At 62.5% G+C, this 19,203-nt stretch carries 20 protein-coding genes; 4 read left to right on the top strand and 16 right to left on the bottom strand.

Annotation, left to right across the window (positions count from 1 at the left end):
* Nucleotides 1–31: 31 nt before the first annotated feature.
* The 6 genes from GKZ67_RS07455 to mnmA form a co-directional block, all read right to left on the bottom strand.
* Entirely contained in the window at nucleotides 32–355 is a 324-nt protein-coding gene (locus GKZ67_RS07455) for a hypothetical protein (protein WP_173241769.1), read from the bottom strand.
* A gap of 93 nt (nucleotides 356–448) precedes the next feature.
* Nucleotides 449–1,165: a S8 family serine peptidase gene (locus tag GKZ67_RS07450; RefSeq protein ID WP_173241768.1), complete on the bottom strand. Its 717-nt coding sequence runs from the start codon at nucleotides 1,163–1,165 to the stop codon at nucleotides 449–451.
* Nucleotides 1,165–2,136 carry a S8 family serine peptidase gene (locus GKZ67_RS07445; RefSeq protein WP_173241767.1) on the bottom strand — a complete coding sequence of 324 codons (972 nt, stop codon included), beginning with the start codon at nucleotides 2,134–2,136 and terminating at the stop codon, nucleotides 1,165–1,167. The genes GKZ67_RS07450 and GKZ67_RS07445 overlap by 1 nt, the downstream gene beginning before the upstream one ends.
* Before the next feature lie 72 nt (nucleotides 2,137–2,208).
* Nucleotides 2,209–2,394, bottom strand: a complete 186-nt coding sequence (locus tag GKZ67_RS07440) for a hypothetical protein (RefSeq protein WP_173241766.1) — start codon at nucleotides 2,392–2,394, stop codon at nucleotides 2,209–2,211.
* The gene (locus tag GKZ67_RS07435; RefSeq protein WP_173241765.1) at nucleotides 2,391–2,978 is read right to left on the bottom strand and encodes a hypothetical protein; all 588 of its coding nucleotides are present in this window, start codon (nucleotides 2,976–2,978) and stop codon (nucleotides 2,391–2,393) included. Before GKZ67_RS07435 ends, GKZ67_RS07440 begins: the two co-directional genes overlap by 4 nt.
* 102 nt (nucleotides 2,979–3,080) lie before the next feature.
* Entirely contained in the window at nucleotides 3,081–4,241 is a 1,161-nt protein-coding gene (gene mnmA / locus GKZ67_RS07430; RefSeq protein WP_173241764.1) for a tRNA 2-thiouridine(34) synthase MnmA, read from the bottom strand.
* A gap of 154 nt (nucleotides 4,242–4,395) precedes the next feature.
* On the opposite strand from mnmA, the gene GKZ67_RS07425 reads away from it, so the two are divergent.
* Entirely contained in the window at nucleotides 4,396–5,022 is a 627-nt protein-coding gene (locus tag GKZ67_RS07425) for a hypothetical protein (RefSeq protein ID WP_173241763.1), read from the top strand.
* Nucleotides 5,023–5,097: 75 nt separating this feature from the next.
* On the opposite strand, the gene trmB is transcribed toward GKZ67_RS07425, so the two are convergent.
* The 10 genes from trmB to GKZ67_RS07375 all read right to left on the bottom strand — a co-directional run bounded on the left by trmB (nucleotide 5,098) and on the right by GKZ67_RS07375 (nucleotide 16,210).
* Nucleotides 5,098–5,760 carry a tRNA (guanosine(46)-N7)-methyltransferase TrmB gene (gene trmB / locus GKZ67_RS07420; protein ID WP_173241762.1) on the bottom strand — a complete coding sequence of 221 codons (663 nt, stop codon included), beginning with the start codon at nucleotides 5,758–5,760 and terminating at the stop codon, nucleotides 5,098–5,100.
* A gap of 93 nt (nucleotides 5,761–5,853) precedes the next feature.
* Entirely contained in the window at nucleotides 5,854–7,155 is a 1,302-nt protein-coding gene (locus GKZ67_RS07415) for a bifunctional folylpolyglutamate synthase/dihydrofolate synthase (protein WP_173241761.1), read from the bottom strand.
* A gap of 55 nt (nucleotides 7,156–7,210) precedes the next feature.
* Complete coding sequence (locus tag GKZ67_RS07410) at nucleotides 7,211–8,113, bottom strand: hypothetical protein (RefSeq protein WP_173241760.1); 903 nt, start codon at nucleotides 8,111–8,113, stop codon at nucleotides 7,211–7,213.
* Between the two features lie 92 nt (nucleotides 8,114–8,205).
* Entirely contained in the window at nucleotides 8,206–8,628 is a 423-nt protein-coding gene (locus GKZ67_RS07405) for an ExbD/TolR family protein (protein WP_173241759.1), read from the bottom strand.
* Between the two features lie 109 nt (nucleotides 8,629–8,737).
* A complete protein-coding gene (locus tag GKZ67_RS07400) occupies nucleotides 8,738–9,445 on the bottom strand; it encodes a MotA/TolQ/ExbB proton channel family protein (protein ID WP_151088490.1) in 708 nt (235 codons plus the stop codon).
* 93 nt (nucleotides 9,446–9,538) lie between these two features.
* Nucleotides 9,539–10,945: a hypothetical protein gene (locus GKZ67_RS07395; protein ID WP_173241758.1), complete on the bottom strand. Its 1,407-nt coding sequence runs from the start codon at nucleotides 10,943–10,945 to the stop codon at nucleotides 9,539–9,541.
* Nucleotides 10,946–11,205: 260 nt separating this feature from the next.
* Nucleotides 11,206–11,946 carry a hypothetical protein gene (locus GKZ67_RS07390; protein WP_173241757.1) on the bottom strand — a complete coding sequence of 247 codons (741 nt, stop codon included), beginning with the start codon at nucleotides 11,944–11,946 and terminating at the stop codon, nucleotides 11,206–11,208.
* A gap of 130 nt (nucleotides 11,947–12,076) precedes the next feature.
* Nucleotides 12,077–12,838 carry a hypothetical protein gene (locus GKZ67_RS07385; protein WP_173241756.1) on the bottom strand — a complete coding sequence of 254 codons (762 nt, stop codon included), beginning with the start codon at nucleotides 12,836–12,838 and terminating at the stop codon, nucleotides 12,077–12,079.
* Nucleotides 12,839–12,909: 71 nt separating this feature from the next.
* On the bottom strand, nucleotides 12,910–13,710 hold the full coding sequence (locus tag GKZ67_RS07380) for a tetratricopeptide repeat protein (protein ID WP_173241755.1): 801 nt from the start codon (nucleotides 13,708–13,710) through the stop codon (nucleotides 12,910–12,912).
* A gap of 40 nt (nucleotides 13,711–13,750) precedes the next feature.
* Nucleotides 13,751–16,210 (bottom strand): tetratricopeptide repeat protein, encoded by a 2,460-nt coding sequence (locus GKZ67_RS07375; protein ID WP_173241754.1) that lies wholly within the window; start codon nucleotides 16,208–16,210, stop codon nucleotides 13,751–13,753.
* A gap of 251 nt (nucleotides 16,211–16,461) precedes the next feature.
* On the opposite strand from GKZ67_RS07375, the gene GKZ67_RS07370 reads away from it, so the two are divergent.
* The 3 genes from GKZ67_RS07370 (at nucleotide 16,462) to GKZ67_RS24470 (ending at nucleotide 19,089) form a co-directional block, all read left to right on the top strand.
* On the top strand, nucleotides 16,462–17,457 hold the full coding sequence (locus GKZ67_RS07370; RefSeq protein ID WP_173241753.1) for an ABC transporter ATP-binding protein: 996 nt from the start codon (nucleotides 16,462–16,464) through the stop codon (nucleotides 17,455–17,457).
* Between the two features lie 62 nt (nucleotides 17,458–17,519).
* Complete coding sequence (locus GKZ67_RS24475; RefSeq protein ID WP_317172262.1) at nucleotides 17,520–18,062, top strand: ABC transporter permease; 543 nt, start codon at nucleotides 17,520–17,522, stop codon at nucleotides 18,060–18,062.
* A 214-nt stretch (nucleotides 18,063–18,276) separates the two neighbouring features.
* Entirely contained in the window at nucleotides 18,277–19,089 is an 813-nt protein-coding gene (locus GKZ67_RS24470; RefSeq protein WP_317172297.1) for a glycine betaine ABC transporter substrate-binding protein, read from the top strand.
* Nucleotides 19,090–19,203: the final 114 nt, after the last annotated feature.

Genomic DNA, 19,203 nt, shown 5'->3' with positions numbered 1-19,203 from the left:
CTTCGCCCGCACCCCTGGCGGCTTAAGTAACCTAGTCGCCTTTCTTCTCGAAGGGGCGCCAGTCGAGCTCGCCGCTTTCCTTGCGGCGCAGAAAGTACGTCTGGTCATCATCTTCGCGCTTGCCGAAGGTGAGGTCACCTTTGCAGTCGCGGCATTTTACACTGGTATATTTGAATTTGCCCTGCGCCACGCGCGAGGTCAGGTCCAGGTTATCGGAACCGCAGAGACCGCAGGCGGCCACGTCCTGAAAGCTCAGGCGGTCGTACTCGGCCACGGCTTCGTGAAAGTTTTTGCCTTCCACCGTGAAGTGAAACTGGCGGCGCCCAATGCGCTTGGTCGTCATTAGCTGTAACATAGAAAGAGGCGTCTGATTGACGGCTTAAAGTTACGCAAACAAAGTCAGATAGCCAATATTTTTGGCTTAAATAAGCTAGTTAAATTAGCATTGCTACTGCCGTACGAAACGCACCGTTTGCAGGGCTCCGCCGGCCACCGGCTGCACGGTGCAGAGGTAAGCGCCCGGCGCCAGGCGGCGACCAGGCAGGCGCAGCGCCGCCGTTGCGGCCGGGCTGGCGGGCAGCAGCAGCTCGCTAAGCAGAGCCCCTTTGGTATCGAGCACCCGCACCCGCAGCACCTGGCGGCGTAGGCTGGGCGGCACGCTCAGCATCAGCTCCTCGCGCTGGCTGGGGTTGGGGAATATGGCCAGGGGCGACTCGGCCGCCGCGCCCGCGCTGGTAGCCAGCGGGGCGCTGGGGTGCAGCAGGTTGTAGGCTTTGCCAAAATCAGCAATGCCGTAGCCCAGCGTATTATCGGGGTTTTGCGCCTGGGAGGCGCCGTTTTTGAGCGCTGCAATTACCTGCTGCGCCGTAAGCGTGGGGTTGGCCTGCCAGAAGCCCGCGACCAGACCGGCCAGCTCGGGGCAGGCATAGGAGGTGCCGCTGCCGCGCATGATGGTGCCGCTGGGCGTAAGCACTGCCGACGACACGCCCATGGAAGAAAGCGTGGGCTTGATGCGGCCATCGGCGGTGGGCCCGTAGGAGCTGAAGCCGGCGTGGTTGCGCAGCGAATCGACGGCCCCGACCGTAATAATGCTGTCCGCATCGGCCGGCACGCTCACGTAATGCCAGCTGTTGCCGCCGTCGTTGCCGGCCGAGTTTACGACCACTATCCCCACCCGGGCCGCCCCAGGGCCGCCCGGCTGCTAATTGCCGTGCGGCCGTTGAGGTCGGCGTAGCTGTGCGATAAGGCCGCGTCGTCGAAAGTAGTATAGCCCAGCGACGAGCTGATAACATCGACGCCGACCGAGTCGGCATACTCGGCGGCGGCTAGCCAGTTGGCTTCTTCTACCGGCGACTCGCTGTCTATATCTTCCGTAATGCAGAGGTGAAAAGTGGCGTGCGGGGCAGTTCCTATATAGTACCCAGGCAATTCTCCGCCAATTGTAGAGAGGCAGGCCGTGCCGTGGCCGTTACGCAGGTACACCTGCCGGCCGCCATCCACAAAGTTGCGGGTGCTGGCCACGCGATGCTGCTGCTGCACATTTTGCAGGGCCGTCAGCTGGTCGGCCCCCGGAAAACCGGCATCAAATAGGGCAATCTGCATATTCTCGCCCCGAAAGCCCGCCTCGTGCATGCCGGGGACGCCTAGCAGCTGGTTCTGGGCATAAGCGGGGCCGTAGGTAGCGCGCGGCGTGGCAGGCGCGGGCGGCGTGGCGATAGAAGCAACGGCCCCGGCCGGCCGCGGCGCCTGCGGGGCAACCAGGCTTAGCAGCTGCGTGCTTTGCACGGACGGCAGCCGCTGCACCTGCACCAGCGTGGCCGAATCGCAGGCGACTACGGCGCCGTTGAGCCAGCGCGAGGTGTACAGCACCTGCGGACTACCAGGTACGGCCCGCAGCTGGGTCAGGTAAGCCGGGCTCACGGGCAGGTCGCGGGGGCGCACAGCTATGCCCTGGCGACTACGCCGGGCCAGAGCGCGAGCCGACAAAAATGCCTGCGGCTGAGCTACCGAATAAGGGGTGCCGGCCTTGTCTTTGAAATACACAAAGTAGCGGTGCCCGGCCGTCTGGGCCCGGGCGACGGGCGCGGCTGCCACGAGCAGCAGCAAGGCAGCGACTGCGCTTAATAACTTTCTCATATTTAAGCTAATATCAGGATACTGCAAGCAGTTGGGCCGTTACGCGTCCAGAAGTCACCAGCTTGTTGCTGGCTATATCGTTCCCTTGTCAATCAGTACTTCGAAGCGCGAATACCCATCCTGCACCACGCCGGGCGTGAGCTTGGTAGAGTTGTCGGGCAGCAGATAGTAGGTATTATGACTAAAGCGCCGCCGCTGCACCAGGCCGGTGCCGCTGGCATACACCTGCTGCAAACCCCGCTGGTACAGGGCATTCACATCGTCGATACCCCATCGAGGGTCGTTTTGGTGGTAACGGTGGTGGGGTACGTAACCGCAGGCTGGCCCTGAGCCGCCGGCACAGTATACGGCGCGGCCACGTTGGGACCATAAAAACGGGTGAGACTGGTGATAGTGTCGGGCGAGGCGGAAAAAGCCATGTCGTTCCAGCCTTTATTCGGCTGGGCCGGATATATCAGTGCTACCGTGCGGATGTTGTTGCGGGTTACGACCACGGCCCGCGCCATCGGCTGCACCACAGAGGCACTGTCATCGACCCAGCCCGCAGCGCTGTTGGGGCGTTTGGAGCGCACCAGGCGGTAGGCCGGCTGCCCCGCTGCATCGGCAAACTGCTCGGTTACGCGCTCCCGAAACTGGTAGTTGCTGACCGTCAGCGCACCTTTCACCCAGTTCGAATCGGCCACGGCATACGTGCGGTAAGTGCCTACGTCAACGGGAAAGTAATTGTCGTAGGCGGGCACTACCACCACCTCGTGCCGGCAGCCGGCCAGCAGCGCCGGCAAGGCCAGTATACTAAGCGCCCAGGGGCGATAGGCGGCAAGCAAGCGGAAAAATGAGCTCATAAATATAAAAAAGGCGGGAGCCTCGCGGCTACCCGCCCAGTTGGCCTTCCAAGATACTGCTTACTGCCGACTTATTTACTTAATATATAAAATAATATATTTTTAAACTCCAACGTTATCCGTGGCAGCCGCCACCGGCACCTCGCCAATCACGTGGCGCTCAATCCAGCCGCCGCCCAGCACATCATCGCCATCGTAGAAAACGGCGGCCTGGCCGGGCGTGATAGCATGCACCGGCTCGGTGAAGTAGATGTTAATCTTGTCGTTGTGCTGCTCCAGGAAAGCCGGTGAGCCGGCGTGGTGGTAGCGCACTTTTACCACGGCCGGCACCAGGCCCTGCCCCTCCAGGTTGCCCACTTTGCCCATGTTGAGCTTGTGCACGGTGGTAGCGGTGCTGGCCAGCTCGTCGTAGTTGCCCAGCACTACCTCGTTGGTTTCGGGCCGAATGGCCGTCACGTAGGCCGGGAAGCCCAGGGCAATACCCAACCCTTTGCGCTGCCCGATGGTGTAAAACGGGTAGCCCTCGTGGCGGCCCAGCTCGGTGCCGTCGGCCAGCACAAAGCGGCCGCCGGCCACGCGGGCTTCCAGCCCCGGCACACGGCGGCGCAAAAAGCCGCGGTAGTCGTTGTCGGGAATAAAGCAGATTTCGTAGCTCTCGGGCTTGTTGACCAGCGCCGTGAAGCCCCGCCGGCGCGCCTCATCGTAAATCTCGGTTTTGCGCATGGCCCCCAGCGGAAACAGCGTGCGGCTCAGGCTCTGCTGCGTCACGCCCCACAGGGCGTAGCTCTGGTCTTTGTTTTCATCCAGCCCTTTGCTCACCACAAAACGACCGGTGTCGGCAACCTGGCGGATTTGGGCGTAGTGGCCGGTGGCAATAAACTCGCAGCCGAGCTGGTCGGCGCGGCGCAGCAGGGCATCCCACTTGATGTGGGTGTTGCAGAGCACGCAGGGGTTGGGCGTGCGGCCCGCCAGGTATTCGCTGGTAAAATTGTCGATAACAAAATCGCCAAACTCGTCGCGGATATCAATGATGTAGTGCGGAAAGCCCAGGCGCACGGCAATATCGCGGGCATCGTTGATGCTGTCGAGCGAGCAGCAGCCGGTTTCTTTTTTCGAGCCGCCGGCCGTGGCGTAGTCCCAGGTTTTCATCGTCATGCCCACTACTTCGTAGCCGGCTTCGTGCAGCAGCACGGCGGCTACCGACGAGTCGATGCCGCCACTCATGGCCACGAGAACGCGGCCTTTGGTTGGGGTTGGGTTCATGAAAGCGGCAAGCCACTCAGGGAGGTGAATGTTCCGACTGGCGCCACTACAAAGGTAGTGAATAGTGAACAGTGAGTAGTGAGCAGTGAGCAGTTATCGGAACGACCTTTGCGGCTCACTACTAATTGTTCACTGTTCACTACTCACTGAAGAAATGTCCTTAGCTCTTCCCGTGCTCGTGCGCGGCATCAATAATCTTTCGGACGCCCGCTACTGCGCGGGCATGGGGGCCCAGGGCCTCATTTTTACGCTCGACACCAGCTTGCCTGGGGCCGTGGATGCGGCGACGGCCCGTGAGCTGGCGGGCTGGGTGGCCGGCGTCGATATCATCGGCGAGTTTGGCCACGTGGCCGGCCCCGAAATCAATCGCCTGGTTGAAGAATGCGGCCTGACGGGCGTGCTGCTGCGCCTCGACCGCGCCCGCCAGGCCTGGCCCGATGGACTGGCGGTACCCGTCCTGATTGAAGTGCCCGCCAATCTTATCACCAATCAGGCCCATTACGCAGCGGCACTTCGTGATGTCAGCGCCGCTTTTCCGCAGGGCTTTGCCTTGTTTACCACCGCCCCTCGCCCCTACCCGGCCGACTATACTTACTGGCACCAGCTGGCCCGCCAGGCGCCGCTGTGGCTGGCCAGCCCCACCGACCCGACCGAAGCCGCCGACCTGGCCCAGCAGGTGCATCCGGCGGGCCTTGTCCTAGCCGGGGGCGAGGAGATAAAGCCCGGCCTGCGCGACTTTACCGAGCTGGAAGCCGTATTTGAGGCCCTGGAAGAAGCGTAGTAGCGTGAACTCGACGAGTTCACGCGTGGTAGTATGCAGCACACCGTTTCCACGCGCGGTCTCGCCGAGTTCACGCTACAGCGAAAACCGCACGTACTTGATGGGCACGCCCACCGCGCGGTACTTGCCCTCGAAGTGCGTCTGGATAGCCTGGGCCGCCGCGAAAGCCGGGTCAGTTTCGGCGTAGAGGTCGCGCGTCGCGACCTCTACGCGGGCTTCGGGCCGCCCGGCCAGCACTTCCAAGGTGTACTCAAATAAGCCTTCGCTATCGGTTTTGAGCTGGGCTACCCCACCGGCGGCCAATAGCGTCTGGTACATATTCAGAAAGCGCGGCGAGGTGAGGCGGCGCTTAATATCACGGTCGCGGGGACGCGGGTCGGGAAAGGTTATCCAGATTTCGCTCAGCTCGCCGGGGGCAAAATGCTCGGTGAGCTGGTGCGCCAGCAAGCGGACGAAACCCACGTTTTGCAGGCCCAGCGCCTCGGCGCGGGTGCTGCCGCGCCAGATGCGCTCGCCCTTGATGTCGAGGCCCAGGAAATTCTGCTCGGGATGAAGCTGGGCCAGGCCTACGGTATACTCGCCTTTGCCGCAGCCCACTTCAAGCACCAGCGGATGGTGGTTGTTGAAAAAATCAGTGCCCCAACGGCCGGAAAGCTGGCCAAAAGCTGGCTTGCCCGGCTCTACGATATCGGGTCGGGTGGCATTTTCGGCGAAGCGCTGGAGTTTAATGCGGGGCACGGCAATTTATTTTTTAGGCTAAAAGGTCACAAAACTACGCGCTAATCCCACGCGGTTTCCCTTCGGCCGCACCAGCGGCTGCGCCTGGCCGTGCTACTGATACAACTCGGCTACCTCGGCCACCACAAAGGTGCTGCCGCCGATGAAGATAACGTCTTCGGGGCCGGCGGCGGCGCGGGCAGCAGCTACGGCAGTAGCTACGGGGCCGTAGGCCTCGCCCCGAAGGCCTACGGCCGCCGCCTGGGCCGCCAGCTCGGCGGCCGGCAGCGCCCGTGGAATATCCGCCTGGCAGAAATAATACGTGGCCGTGCGGGGAAGCAGCGCCAGCACCTTAGCAATATCCTTGTCGTTGACCATGCCGATAACCAGGTGCAGATACTGGTGCGGCACCCGCGCCAGCTGGGCCAGCACCAGGCGCAGCCCGGCTTCGTTGTGACCCGTGTCGGCCACCACCAGCGGGTGCTGACCGATGATGCTCCAGCGGCCGCGCAGGCCGGTCAGGCGCGTGACGTCGCGCAGCCCCTGGCGCAGGGCACTTTCCGGGATAGTAAAGCCTTGCGCGCGCAGCTCATCCAGCGCCGCCAGCACGCCGGGCAGGTTCAGGCGCTGGTAGTCGCCGAGCAGGCCCAGCTCCACGTGTGCGAGCCACGGCTGGCCAGCGCGCCAAATATCTAATATTTGCCATATTTCAGCCTCGACGGCGGCCGGGCGCGCTTCGTAGCGCGTATCGGCAAACAGCAGCGGGCTGCCCTCCTGCCGGGCTTTGGCCTCAAATACGGCGGCTACCTCGGGCTGGGTCTGGCTGACCACTACGGGCCGGCCGGGCTTGATAATACCGGCCTTTTCGCCCGCAATCTCGGGCAGCGTATTGCCCAGCATAGCCTGGTGGTCGTAGCTGATGTTCGTAATTAACGATAGTAGCGGCGTAATAATATTGGTGGAGTCGAGCCGGCCGCCCAGGCCCACTTCCACCACCGCCACATCTACCCGCTCGGCGGCGAAATAGTCGAAGGCCAGCGCCACGCACATCTCAAAAAACGACGGCTGAATCTCGGTAAAAAGGGGCTGGTGCTCTGCCACCCAGCTCACCAGGTAGCCAGGAGCCAGCTCCTGCCCGTTCACCCGAATGCGCTCGGTAAACTCGCGCAGGTGCGGCGAAGTATAGAGCCCCACCTTGTAGCCGGCGCTTTGCAGCACCGCCGCCAGCAGGTGCGATGATGAGCCCTTGCCATTGGTGCCCGCTACGTGTACGCTGCGAAACTTCGTTTCGGGATGCCCCAGGGCCGCCGCCAGCGCCTCCGTATTACCCAGGCCTTTCTTGAAGCCAGCCGCCCCTACCCGCTGGTACATGGGTAGTTGTGCGTAAAGCCAGGCCAGGGTTTCTTGATAATTCATACTAATCCATTATGGCTTAATACTAAGTAGGAAGAGCGTCATGCTCTCCTCTACTTTACCGTGAAGCGGAACGTATAAAAGCCCGTGGCCCGCCCGCCCCGGCGTTGGTTTTCACAAAGTTGGCGTCGAGCAGCTTGTCGCGGCAGAGCTTCTCCTGGGCCGGCGATACGTTGCCCGATACTTTGGTGACGGACTCCACCTCACCGTCGTCGGTGATTTTAATTTTGAAGCGCACCACGCCGGGGTTGTCATCCACAGCTTCCACCACGGGCGTATTATCGAAGCGCCAGCCGCTCATTTCGAGGCCGCTGCCACCACCGCTGCCGGGGCGCGAGCCGCTGCCGCCGCTGCCCGGCTGGCCATACAGGGCCTTGGCATCGAGCGAGCCGTTGGGGTTGCCCTGGTCGCCCACCGTGCCGGGATGGTCGCCGTTACTGTTGCCGGTAGGCGCGCTGCTGCTGCCGTTTACGCCGTTGCCGCCCGCCACGCCGGTAGCACTGCCTTTGGGCGTGTACAGGGTACGGGGCTGCTCGCGGGGCTTGGGCGTTTCGCGCACGGCCTCGGCCGCCTTGGGGGCGGGCTTCTCAACGGGCGGAGTGGTCACGCCTGCGTCTTCCGCGTCGCTGGTAATTACTTTTTCCTGGGCGGCGGGCTGGGCCGGCGCCATACGCTCTACCTCGGGCTGGGTCGGCTGCGGCGTGGGGGCAGGCTGAGCCGCCGCTGGGCGCGAGTCCTCGCGGTTTTGCGAAGCATTGGCGGTGGCCTTAGTCTGAATATTGCCCGAGCCGGCCTCATCAAGGCCGTAGTTCAGCTCCACACCATCGCCACCCAGGGCGGTCAGCGGCGGGTCGGGGCCTCTGAAAACCACAAAATAAAAGAGCAGCGCCAGCAGCAGATGCACGACCACCGTGCCAATCAGGGCCTCGCGGCGGTGCTGTTCGGGATAGTCGAGGGCCATTTTTTGGAGTTATGAGTTAAGAGTTAAAAGTCAGGAGTTAAAGTAATGAGCCAAAAGCTGCCAACTCATAACTTTTAACTCATAGCTTCTAACTATTTTCCAGCTGCCTGTTGCGACTGGGTCGCCATCACCATTTTCATCTTCAGACGGTTGCCTATTTCCAGTACGTCGACCAGCTTCTGCACGTTCAGGCCGGCATCGACGCGCAGCACTACCGTAGGCTGGGCTTCGGCGGGCTGCCTGGCCGGAATTAGCGCCTTCAGCTCGGGTTCAAGCGAAGCGGCCGTCACGGGCTTCTTATTGACGAAATACTCCCCGGCCGCGTTGATAGATACCGTAATGGGCTGCTTCATTACCTGCTTGCTGCTCTTGGCATTGGGCAGCAACAGCTTGATAACGTTGGGATTCACCATCGTGGACACAATCAGAAAGAACAGCATCAGGAAGAACATGATGTCGTTCATCGAGCTGGTCTCGACGTGCGAAGACAGGCGGTGGCGGCGGGAAAGATTCACGTTGTTAAATGTGGAAATTTGAAAATGTGGGAGATGTGAGAATCGCTACTCAGCACCTGGCGCGGCTAGCAATTCATTTTCTCATTTCCCACATTTCCACATCAAATAATTAATTGTCCTGCAGGATGTCCATGAACTCGACGGCCGAGTTTTCCATGCGAAATACCATGCGCTCGACCAGAATGCTGAGCCAGTGGTAGCCGATGTGGGCAATCATGCCCACGATGAGGCCGGCCGCCGAGGTGACCATCTTGGTGTAGAGGCCGCCGGCAATCTGCGTAATGCCAAACTCGCCGCTGGACGAGATGGCGAAGAATATCTTGATAACGCCGATAATGGTACCTACGAAGCCCAGCATGGGCGCAATGCCAGCAATGATACCCAGGATGCTGATATTCTTTTCGAGACGGGCAATCTCAATCTTGCCCACATTTTCGACGCTGGCCTCAATCTCGGTGATGGGCAGGCCGATGCGCCGCAGGCCTTTCTCCACCATGCGCGCCAGCGGCGAGGGGTTCTGGGCGCAGTAGAGTTTGGCGCCCTGCAAGTCGCCTTTCAGCATAAGCGCCCGGATACCAGCCATAAACGAATCGGGATTACCGGCTGCGTTGCGGATGGTAATATATCTTTCAATCATAATATAGATTGAAATTATTGAAAGCAGCAAAATAGGAAGCATTATCCAGCCCCCTTTCAGTATCAGGTCGATGAGGGAGAGGCCAGGCGCGGCGGCAGCCATGGCGTTGGCATGGGCCGCAGCCGTATCGGTGGCAATAGTGGTAACGGCGGGAGCAGCTTGCAGCAGGAAGACGGACATTCAGCGAAAGAGAGGATAAACGAAATAGCAGGCCGGCGCGACGCCGGCCCGGACAGGCAATGCGTTCGCGTTCAGATTAATAGGGCAGAATAGTCAGCCCTTTATCGAAGTGCCGATTCTGGCGCAGGCGGCCGGCCGCGGCCACTGCCGAAGCTCGGTCGGGGAAATCGACGGCCGACAGGCGATAAAGGCGGCTACCGGGGGCGGCAGCAGTATTTTGGCCGGGCGGCCGGCATGGGCCAGGTTCCGGCGCCCTTCCTCGGCATGAGCCAGCGAACCGTAAGCAGCTATGATGAGATAGTAACGGCCGGTGCGGCTTTTAATTGTAGTGGCGGCCTGAGAAGCTGAAGAAGCCGGGGTAAAAGCAGGCTTGGCAAGGGGCTTAAAAACCGCTTTAGGGGGCACCGCCGCCGAAGATTTGCCCGTATGCACCGCCACAGCCGGACGAGCCACCGGGGTGGCTACCGCCGCCGGAGCTACTGAAGCCGGCATCGGCTTCGGAGCCGCCGTAGCTACGGCGTAAGAGGTAGTCATGTTGGCCGCCCCGGCATGGCGCTGAGCCAGTGGTACGGGCCGGGCAATATTGCTTTCATTGGCAACGGCAATGGCGGCCGCGGCCGGCACCTTGCGGGATTTGCTCTTGGGGCGCACAGGTACCGGACTGGGTACCGATTGCCGCCGCGAGAGCAGGGCATCAACGGGGTCGGTTTGCCGGGGGGCTACCGGGGCCGGAGCGGCGACGAAGGCTGCTTCGGGCTTCTCCGTCACCGCAGTCGGAGTTGGTACTGTCTCCGATACCGGCACTGCCTCCGGCGCCGAGAAGCTGGGCTGCGCCAGGGCTGCCTGCTGGGGCACTGCCTGGCGCGAAGCCTTCTCCCAACGGGGCAGGTGGCCCTGCCAGGCGGTTGGCAATACGGCAGGGTGCAGGTTTAGCAGGTAGAGGCCGGCCACGGCCAGGCCGGCCAGCAGGCCGATAGCCGCCCCTGGCACCACCCGGCGCAGCCGAAGCCCCCGGCTGGCGGAGCGCAGGCGGGGCACCAGCTGCGCCTGCTGCTCACGGGCCAGGCGGGCGTCAATTACCGATACCGGGTGAGCCGTCAGCTCGGGCAGGCCGAAAGAGGCAGTCAGCAGGTTATCGGTGCCGGTGTACTCAAACTGCAGCCCCCGGCCGGCCAATTGGCGAAATACGCCGATGCCCGGCAGCTCGGTGCGCTGCTGGGTTTGCAGGTCGCGGTGCAGGGCGGCCACGGCCTGGCGCAGCGCTTCGCGGGCTTCGGCGGCGGGCAGCCCCAGGTGCTGGCGCAGCGCATCAACCAGCAGTCCATCATTACGGGTAAGGGCCTGATTAAAAGCTACCTGGCGGGTAGGCGGACTGAGCAGGTGCCGGCCGCCAGGCTGCACCCGCGCCGGGGTATACTCGGCCACCAGGCCCCCAAAATCCGGAATAATCACGCAGTCGTGGTCGCGGAGCAAAGGGCGTAGGTGGTCGGAAAGGTTCATTGAGTGAGAGGCTTAGCAGGCGGGCAGGTAAAAGTTACGAGGCTAAAGTTAAGGGCAGAAAAAGGCAATTTCCCGGCTATCGTGCTTCGCTTTCTCGCGCCGGGAAGGCCTGGCAGCTTAAAATGAGTACGTTAGCCCAGCTATCGCATTGATTCCCTGGCTTTGGTAATTCAGGTAACGCTGGTAATGGCGGTTGGCAAGGTTATTCCCCATGGCAAAGATGCTGAACTTTGGGGTAATCCGGTAATCGGCCCGCAGGCTTAAGTCGATAACCGAATTGGTCTGGCGGTCGACGACGGTGCGGGGGGGGGTGGCACAGGCAGTGTAACACCAGACGCATACCCTACCCCGTAGTTCGACGAATAATAGTAGAACGTAGCCCCGAGCAACAGCTTATCAAACACATTGTAGGTGCCATAGAGCGTGCCCAGGAAAGCCGGCCGGCCGTAGGCCTGAGCCAGCGACTTCACGCCGTAGTGGTTATAATCGGCCTTGAAGCCTACCCGCACCTTCTCACTGGCGCTGTAAAGCGCCTCGGCATGCACGTTTACGACGTTGATGGTGGTGCTATCGTACACGAGGTCAAACTTACTGGTATCGGCCAGTGAGTTACGGTAGAAATACAGGTTGCGCGAGCGGCCGAAAGTAGCGCGGGCGGCCAGCTCAAGGCCGCTTACCGGCGTTGAGGTGAAGCCCCCGTACACGGTGGGGCCGGCGTGGGTATCGGCCAGGGTCTGACCCGGAGCCAGCCAGGGGGTTTCCTGGCTCAGGTCGTAGCGCGTGACGCGCTGAATGGCCCCGCCCAGGCCGCCGTACACCACGAATTTTTCGGGTACCAGGGCATAGCCGAGCCGCACGGCCGGGTTAATCATGCCCTTGCTGGAGCTGCCAATTGCATCGCTGGAGTAGCCCAGCGTGGCCCCGAGCGTTAGGGTAAGGCCGGTTTTACCGGTAAGCTCGTAGGCGGGCGTGGCCTGCACGAAGTTGCGGGTGCGCACCAAGTCGCTGACAAGCCCCCGAACACGGCCGGCTGTTTGTCGGAAATAAGCGAAGCTTGCGCATCCAGCGTGAGGCGACTGGTTTCGCTCAGCGCGTAGCCGGCTTTGCCATCAAGCAGGAAGTTACTCTCCGTTACGTTGTACGAGTCGCTGAAATGCTTAAAGCCCAGCCCACTTCGTATTGCAGCTGCGCGTCGGGGGCGCGGTTGCGGGCGTAGGCGCGCACACCAAAGCGGGTAAAGGTCTGCTTAATAGCGTCTGCATCGGGAGCATCGGGCAGCCGGGTGCGGTCGTAACCGTAGAAATGATAGGTATCGCGGGCAATATCCAGGGCGGCCCCCAGGGCCGTAGTTCCCTTATAATACTCGCCGGTAGCGGTGGCGCTGGTCTGGCTCACGCCCGAGTTCTTGCCATCGACGGGGCCAGTGGCCGAGCTTTGGTGGCGCACGTCGAGGCCGTAGCTGTACTGGTCGTTGCGGGTCGAGTGCAGATGCGCCCGGCCGTACACCGTGCCGTAGTTGCCCAGGCCCAGCTTGAGGTAGTTGCCGGTTAGCGGCTCCAGCTCTTCCTGGGCCACGGTAAGCACCTGCACCGAGGGGTTGAGGCGGGTGGCGGGCAGCCGAAAATCGGGATAGGTGTACGTAACCTGCCGGGTAGGCTTGGGCGGCGGGTCGAGCCTGATTTTCTCGAAATTCCGGCTGGCCTCGGGCAGGGTATTTACCCGGTCTTTCACAATCTCAATCTCGGCATCCTGGATGGTGCCGCGCGACTTGCCTTTGGCCGGCTGGCCCTGCGCCTGCGCGCCAAAGGCCACGGCTCCGCTCAGGCCAGCAGCCAGCAGCGACCGGCCACCTATGGAAGTAAAGCTTGATTTTATCACCTCTAAATGTTTCATTAAAGCAATTTTATGCGAGCGAGCTACTAAGAAAATGAGTTAAGAAATCAGCTGACTAGTCAGCTGGCTACTCATTTGCCGGCGGGCTTAGCGGGCGCTGTCCGTTGGCTGCGGACAGGCGTTTTCGTAGAGGTAGGGTTGGCCGACGCCGGTCTGGCCGGGGTAGCTTTCGGGGGCGCGGCAGGCTTGGATGCCGGAGCTTTGGTGGGGGTTTCGGCGGAAGGGGCCGGCTCATCATCGCTGGCGGGCAAGCCTTTGAGCCGCTGGCGGGCGCCATCCACGACTTCGGCTACCGGAAATTTATTGTCGATAATCGAGTTGAGCGTTGCCCGCGCCTGGAAGATGTCGCGCTGGGCAGTGTACACATCGGCCAGCAGCAGGAAGGCCCGGCCCTGCCACAGCTCATAGGCGCTGTAGTTGGAATTGACCTTAAAGGCCTGCGTGATGGCCTCGTCGTATTTCTTCTGTTTAAAAAGCACTTCGGCCAGCGTGTACTGCGCCTCGGCCCCGGTGGCATCGCTGGGAGCCGCGGCCACGGCTGCGGCCAGCTCGGTAGCGGCCTGGTCGAGGTTGCCAAGCTTAAAATCGGCCTTACCCTGGTAGAGCAAGGCAGTGTTGGTAGCGTTGGCTGTGGCCCCGGCCAGGGTGCTCAGGTCGGTGGCAATGCTGCGGGCCTTGGTATAGTCGCCGCTGTCATACGTGGCCTTAAGCAGGCCCAGCGTGGCGGTGGCTACCTCCCGGCGGTTGGCTGAGGCCGTGCGCAGGCGGTCGTAGTACCGGATGGCCTCGGGGTAATTCTTGTTTTCCAGCTCAAGGTCGGCCACGCGGCCCACGGCCCGGTTCACAAACTCACTTTTATTCTCGGCTACCACCGCTTTGAGCAGCGGCAGCGCCGTAGCCTTCTCCCCGTTTTCAGGTACGAGTCGGCCAGAATAAAGCGGGCGTCGGGGGCCAGCGCATTGTCGGGGTACTGCTTGAGGTAAGCCTGCACGCGGGCAGCGCCTGCGCATATTTTTCGGCCAGGTAGAGCGACTTGGCCGCCTCAAACTCGACAATCTCGGTGGCCTTGCTGTTGGGATTTTGCGCCTTGAAGCTGGCCACGGCCTGGTCGAGCTCCTCGGTGCGGCCCAGGGCCGTGAGGCTTTCCTGCAAGCTGTAAAGTGCCTGCTGGGCGGCCGGACTGCGCGGGTAGTCGCTCAGCACTTTCTGAAAATCAGCCACAGCTTTGTCCTGCTGCTCCAGGTTGGCATAGGCCACGCCGCGGCGCTGATACGCATCGGGCAGCAGGCTCGAGGTGGGCCGGTTTTCGATGAGGCGGGTGAAGCCCTCGGCGGCCGGGCCGTAGTCGCCGGCCTGGAAGGCCAGCTGCGCCTGCTGAAATACCGCCTGCTCGGCGTAGCGCGAGTCGGGGTTGCTCTTGAGCAGGGCTGCTAGCGTCTGGCTGGCCTCGTCCTTGCGGCCGAGCAGGCCCAGCGTCACGCCCTTCTGGTAGTAGGCGTAGTCTTTATCGGTAGCGTTGGCCTGAATAACCTTGTCGTACAAGTCCAGCGCCTGCTGATAGTTTTTTGCTATATAGTAAGTATCCGCTAAACGCAGCGTAGTATCGTAGTAGTTGGGGTCGGCGGGCTTGGCGGCGGGGTCGGCGAGGTAAGCCTGAAACTGCGGCCGGGCCTTGTCGTACTGCTTGGTGTTGTAATAAGCATAGCCGAGGCCGTAGCGGGCCAGCTGCACGTACTGGGTTTCCTCGTCGCTCACGCCGCCCTGCCGGGCCGAGCGGGCAGCCTGGGCATACGCCGTGATGGCCTCGGGGTACTGCTGCCCTACGGAGTAGATTTCACCGCGCATCACCTGGGCGGCAGCCCGCAGGGCGTCATCCTGCGGGTATTTTAGCGACTTATCCAGCAGCGGCAGGGCTTGGGCGTAGTTGCCATCGTTGTAGAGCGTGGCGGCCTGCGAGTAGGCAATGCGCTGGTAGGTACCATTGAGCTTGTCGCCCCGGTCGTCGCCCAGGCCTTCGAGGTAAGTCAGGGCCTCGGCATAGTTGGTGCTCGACAGGAAGCCGTCGCTGAGCAGCTGGTCTACCACGGCCTGGTTTTTCGAGCGCGGGTACTTTTTGCGGAAGTCGCGCAGGGCGGCAATTACTTCGGGCAGGTTGCCCAATTCGTACTGCACCTGGGCGTACTTAAGGGTAGCATTTTCCGACAGGTTTTTTTGCAGCGTGCTCTGGCGGGCGGCATCAAATGCGGCCAGGGCGGCGGTTTTCTGGCCGGCCTGCAGGTAGCTCAGGCCCAGGTGATAAGCCGCGTTCTGCCCCAGCGAGTCGCGGCGGGTAGCCACGTTTTTGAGGCTGGCAATGGCGTGCGGGTAGTCGCCCTCCTTGTAGTTGGCGAAGCCGATTTTATACTGTAGGCTGGGGTCAATCTTACCCTTATGCGCGGCGGCATACTGGTCGAAGTAGCTGCCGGCCTGCTTGTAGTCCTGCTTTTGGTAGTACGCATCGCCCACCAGCAACTGAATCTCGTCGGCGCTTTGGGGCGGTGGCGTTTGCTGCAGGGCCTTGGTGGCATAGGCCACCAGGCCGTCGTAGTTGCCTTCCTTGTAATAAATCTGGGTCATGATGGCCGGCACCACGCTGCGGTAGGCGTCGTTTTCGGCAGCCACGAGCAGGTCTTTACGGGCCCCGGCGTAGTCGCCGGCGCGGTAAGCCAGGTAGCCGGCGTAGTACGAGCTGGCGTAGCGGTACTGGCTGTCTTCCTTCTTGTTGCGGTCGAACAGAATACGCGCCTGGTCGTATTCCTTCAGCTGGAAGTGGCTGTAGCCCAGCTTAAAGTCGGACTCGGCGCGCTGGCTGGCGCTGAGGTTGGCGGGGGCAACTTTCTGAAAGTAGGTACTGGCCTGCGCGTAGTTCTGCTGGTCGAAATAAAACTTGGCCAGCTCGAAATACGCCACGGCCGCGCGCGGGTGGGCTGGATGCTGGCGGGCAAAATCCAGGATAAGGCCCTCGGCGTCGGGGTGCAGCAGGTAGAGGCCGCTCACGGCGTAGTAGTATTCCGCATCGGCCAGGCGCTCCTGCCGGCCCGAGCCGGCGGCCGGGCCGCTTTGCTCGCCGGCGCGGCGGGCGCCCAGCTGCATGTACTGCTGAAAGGCCTGCTGGGCGGCGCCGTACTGCTTTCTATCGAAGAGGTCCAGGCCTTCCTGAAAGTAGCGCTCGGCGCTGGCGAAGGTCTGGGTTTGCTGGGCGTAGGCAAGCTGAGGCTCGGCGGCGGCGGCACCCAGCAGGGCGGCGGCCAGCGTCAGCCGGGGGGTAGCTTCATGGAAGGCAGCGGTTCGGTGGGCGGGCGCGCCGGCTGAGGCACGCCCGGATTCGGTCAAAAGTAGCTAGAAAACGCCGGTCGGATAGTCGGCAAGCCCGGTCAATGGCATGGAACGCGGGGAAAACCGAATTTGGTATGCGCCGCCGACCTCCCGGCGCGCCCCTGCTTCAGGCCAGGCTAAATATCGTATTTTTCATATATTAATCATTTAAAACAACCTGCCTGATTTTAACTTATTCGTCTTTACTTTTTAATTCCTCACCCCGTATCCTACCTCGGCCACCCAGCTGGCCTGCCACACTCCACGCCTTGTCTACGCCTTCGCCCGCTGCTCCGCCCGTCATCCGCGTTTCGCACCTCACCAAGCGCTACGGGGCGCAGGTCGTCGTCGATGACCTCAGCTTTGACGTGGCCGCCGCCGAAACGCTGGTGCTGCTCGGCCCCAGCGGCTGCGGCAAAACCACGCTGCTCAAAATGCTAAACCGCCTTCTTGAGCCCGACGGCGGCACGGTTGAAATCAACGGCCAGGACGTGCGCCGGCAGCGCCCCGAGGCGTTGCGGCGCGGCATCGGCTATGTTATTCAGCAGGTAGGGCTGCTGCCGCACTACACCGTGGCCCAGAACATTGGCGTGGTGCCCGGCCTGCTGGGCCGCCCCGCCGCCGAAACCGCCGCCCGCACCTCCGCGCTGCTCGAGCGCCTGCACCTGCCGGCCGCCCGCTTTGCCGCCCTGCTACCGGCGCAGCTCTCGGGCGGGCAGGCGCAGCGCGTGGGCCTGGCCCGCGCCCTGGCCGCCGACCCACCCCTGATTTTACTTGATGAGCCCTTCGGCGCGCTCGACCCGCTTACTCGCGCCGCCGTGCGCCGCGACTTTCGGGAGCTCGACGAGCTACGCCGCAAAACCGTGGTACTCGTAACCCACGACGTGCAGGAAGCCTTCGAGCTGGCCGACCGCATTCTGCTGCTGCACACTGGTCGGCTGCAGCAGCTGGGCACGCCGCGCGAGCTGCTGCTTCGCCCCGCCAACGACTTTGTGCGCCGCTTCTTCGGGCCCGAGCGCCTGGCTCTGCAGCTGCGCGTAACCGCGCTGGCTGAGGTGCAGCCGTTTTTAGCGCCCTCCACTCCTGCTGCTTTGCATGGCCTGCCCACTATCGCGGCATCGGCCAGCGTGCACGAGGCCCTCGCCCGGCTGGCCGATGCCGGCGCAGCCGGCCTGCGCCTCGCCGATAAGCCGCACCAGCTCACGCAGGGAGCACTTCTGGCCGCTTTTGGCCGGGTCCTGGCCGATGAGGCGGCGCTGAGCTGAGTATTTGCCAACACGCCTGCTAGGCACTGCTTCTTTTCGCATTCCACGCGTTTTTCTACTCCTTGAAGACCCTTTCTGAGCTGCTTACCTTCTGGCACGAGCAGGCTGGCAAGCTGGGCCAGCAAACCCTCCAGCACATTGCCCTTACGGCAGCGGCCCTGCTGCTGGGCGTGGCCGTAGGCGTGCCCCTGGGCCTGTGGCTAACGCGCCGGCCGCGCTGGGCACCGGCCGTGCTGGGCGCGGCGGGCGTGCTCCAGACCGTGCCCAGCATTGCGCTGCTCGGGTTTCTGATTCCCTGGCTGGGCATTGGCGCTACCCCGGCCATTCTGGCGCTGCTCCTGTATTCCTTGCTGCCGATTATTCGCAATACGGTGGCCGGAATTCAAGCCGTGCCGCCGGCGGTGGTGGAGGCGGCCCGCGGACTGGGCTTTACGGATGGGCAGCTGCTGCGGCGCGTGGAGCTGCCGCTGGCTCTGCCCGTTATAATGGCCGGCATTCGCACGGCTACCGTTATCAATGTGGGCGTGGCTACCCTGGCGGCCTACGTGGCGGCGGGGGCCTCGGCGAGTTTATCTTCGGCGGCATTGCGCTTAATAATCCAGTGATGATACTGGCCGGGGCCATCCCGGCCGCCGGGCTGGCGCTGGCTTTTGATGCCGGGTTGGGCCTGCTGGCAAAGCTATCGGCCCGGCGGGTACGCCTGGCAGGGGGCGGCCTGCTGCTGGCGCTGCCTTTGCTGGCGGGCGGCTACTGGCTGCCCCAGGCCAGCGCCCGGCTGCGGGCGGGCTTCAGCCCGAGTTTATTGGCCGGGCCGATTGCCTGCCCGGCCTCACCAACGCGTATGGCCTCACGCACTTGCCCAACGTGGTGCTGGCCCCGGCGCTGGTGTACGAGGCAGCCCGCGCGGCCCACGTCGATGTTATTGATGGCTACTCAACTGATGGGCGCATCCGGGCCTATGGCTTGCAGGTGCTGCGCGACGACCGCCACGCCCTGCCACCCTACTTTGCCGCGCCGCTGCTGCGCCCCGCCGTGCTGCGCGCCCATCCCGAGCTTGGCCCGGTGCTCGACCAGCTCAGCGGCCAGCTTTCCGACTCGGCCATGACCACCCTCAACTACCAGGTCGACTACCTGCACAAAGAACCGCGGGCCGTGGCCCTGGCCTGGCTGCGCCGCAAGGGCCTCTGGAAAGCACCGCGTACGCTGCCGCCCACGGCTCCCGTAGTACGCCTGGGCTCCAAAATTTTTGCCGAACAGTATATACTAATTGAGATGTACGCAGCCCTTATTCGGGGTAATACGGACCTGGCAGTGGCCACTAAAACCGGCCTGGGCGGCACCACTATCTGCTTTGAAGCCCTGCGGGGCGGGCAGATTGACCTATATCCCGAGTATACCGGCACGGGCCTGCAAGTGCTGCTGCAACCATCGCGGGCCGTGCTCGACTCTCTGGGGGGCCGGCCGGGGGCGGTATTCAGCTATGTGCAGGCCGAGTTTGCGCGGCGCTACGGCCTGGCCTGGCGTGCCCCGCTGGGCTTCAATAACGCGTATTGCCTGCTCATGCGCCGGCAGCAGGCGCGGCAGCTGGGCATTGCCAGCATTTCGTCGCTCAGCCGCTATTTACGTAAATAGTGTTTCATTCAGAATAATTAGCAATCTGGTGCTTAAATTCCATTCATTTGCCAGCAGTATTGTTCTCTGAATATGCGCAGCCATAGTGCTGAATGGCGCGATTTTTGGTTTTCA

The organism is Hymenobacter sp. BRD67, from assembly GCF_013256425.1.
Lineage (GTDB): Bacteria > Bacteroidota > Bacteroidia > Cytophagales > Hymenobacteraceae > Hymenobacter.
This window is presented reverse-complemented; position numbering and strand designations above follow the sequence as displayed.

Coding starts and splice junctions, on each gene's coding strand:
- GKZ67_RS07410 (WP_173241760.1), bottom strand. CDS start 8,113: ATGGCCCTCGACTATCCCGAACAGCACCGCCGCGAGGCCCTGATTGGC.
- GKZ67_RS07435 (WP_173241765.1), bottom strand. CDS start 2,978: ATGAGCTCATTTTTCCGCTTGCTTGCCGCCTATCGCCCCTGGGCGCTT.
- GKZ67_RS07445 (WP_173241767.1), bottom strand. CDS start 2,136: ATGAGAAAGTTATTAAGCGCAGTCGCTGCCTTGCTGCTGCTCGTGGCA.
- GKZ67_RS07455 (WP_173241769.1), bottom strand. CDS start 355: ATGTTACAGCTAATGACGACCAAGCGCATTGGGCGCCGCCAGTTTCAC.
- GKZ67_RS07385 (WP_173241756.1), bottom strand. CDS start 12,838: ATGAAACATTTAGAGGTGATAAAATCAAGCTTTACTTCCATAGGTGGC.
- GKZ67_RS07415 (WP_173241761.1), bottom strand. CDS start 7,155: ATGAATTATCAAGAAACCCTGGCCTGGCTTTACGCACAACTACCCATG.
- GKZ67_RS07395 (WP_173241758.1), bottom strand. CDS start 10,945: ATGAACCTTTCCGACCACCTACGCCCTTTGCTCCGCGACCACGACTGC.
- GKZ67_RS07425 (WP_173241763.1), top strand. CDS start 4,396: ATGTCCTTAGCTCTTCCCGTGCTCGTGCGCGGCATCAATAATCTTTCG.
- mnmA (WP_173241764.1), bottom strand. CDS start 4,241: ATGAACCCAACCCCAACCAAAGGCCGCGTTCTCGTGGCCATGAGTGGC.
- GKZ67_RS07400 (WP_151088490.1), bottom strand. CDS start 9,445: ATGTCCGTCTTCCTGCTGCAAGCTGCTCCCGCCGTTACCACTATTGCC.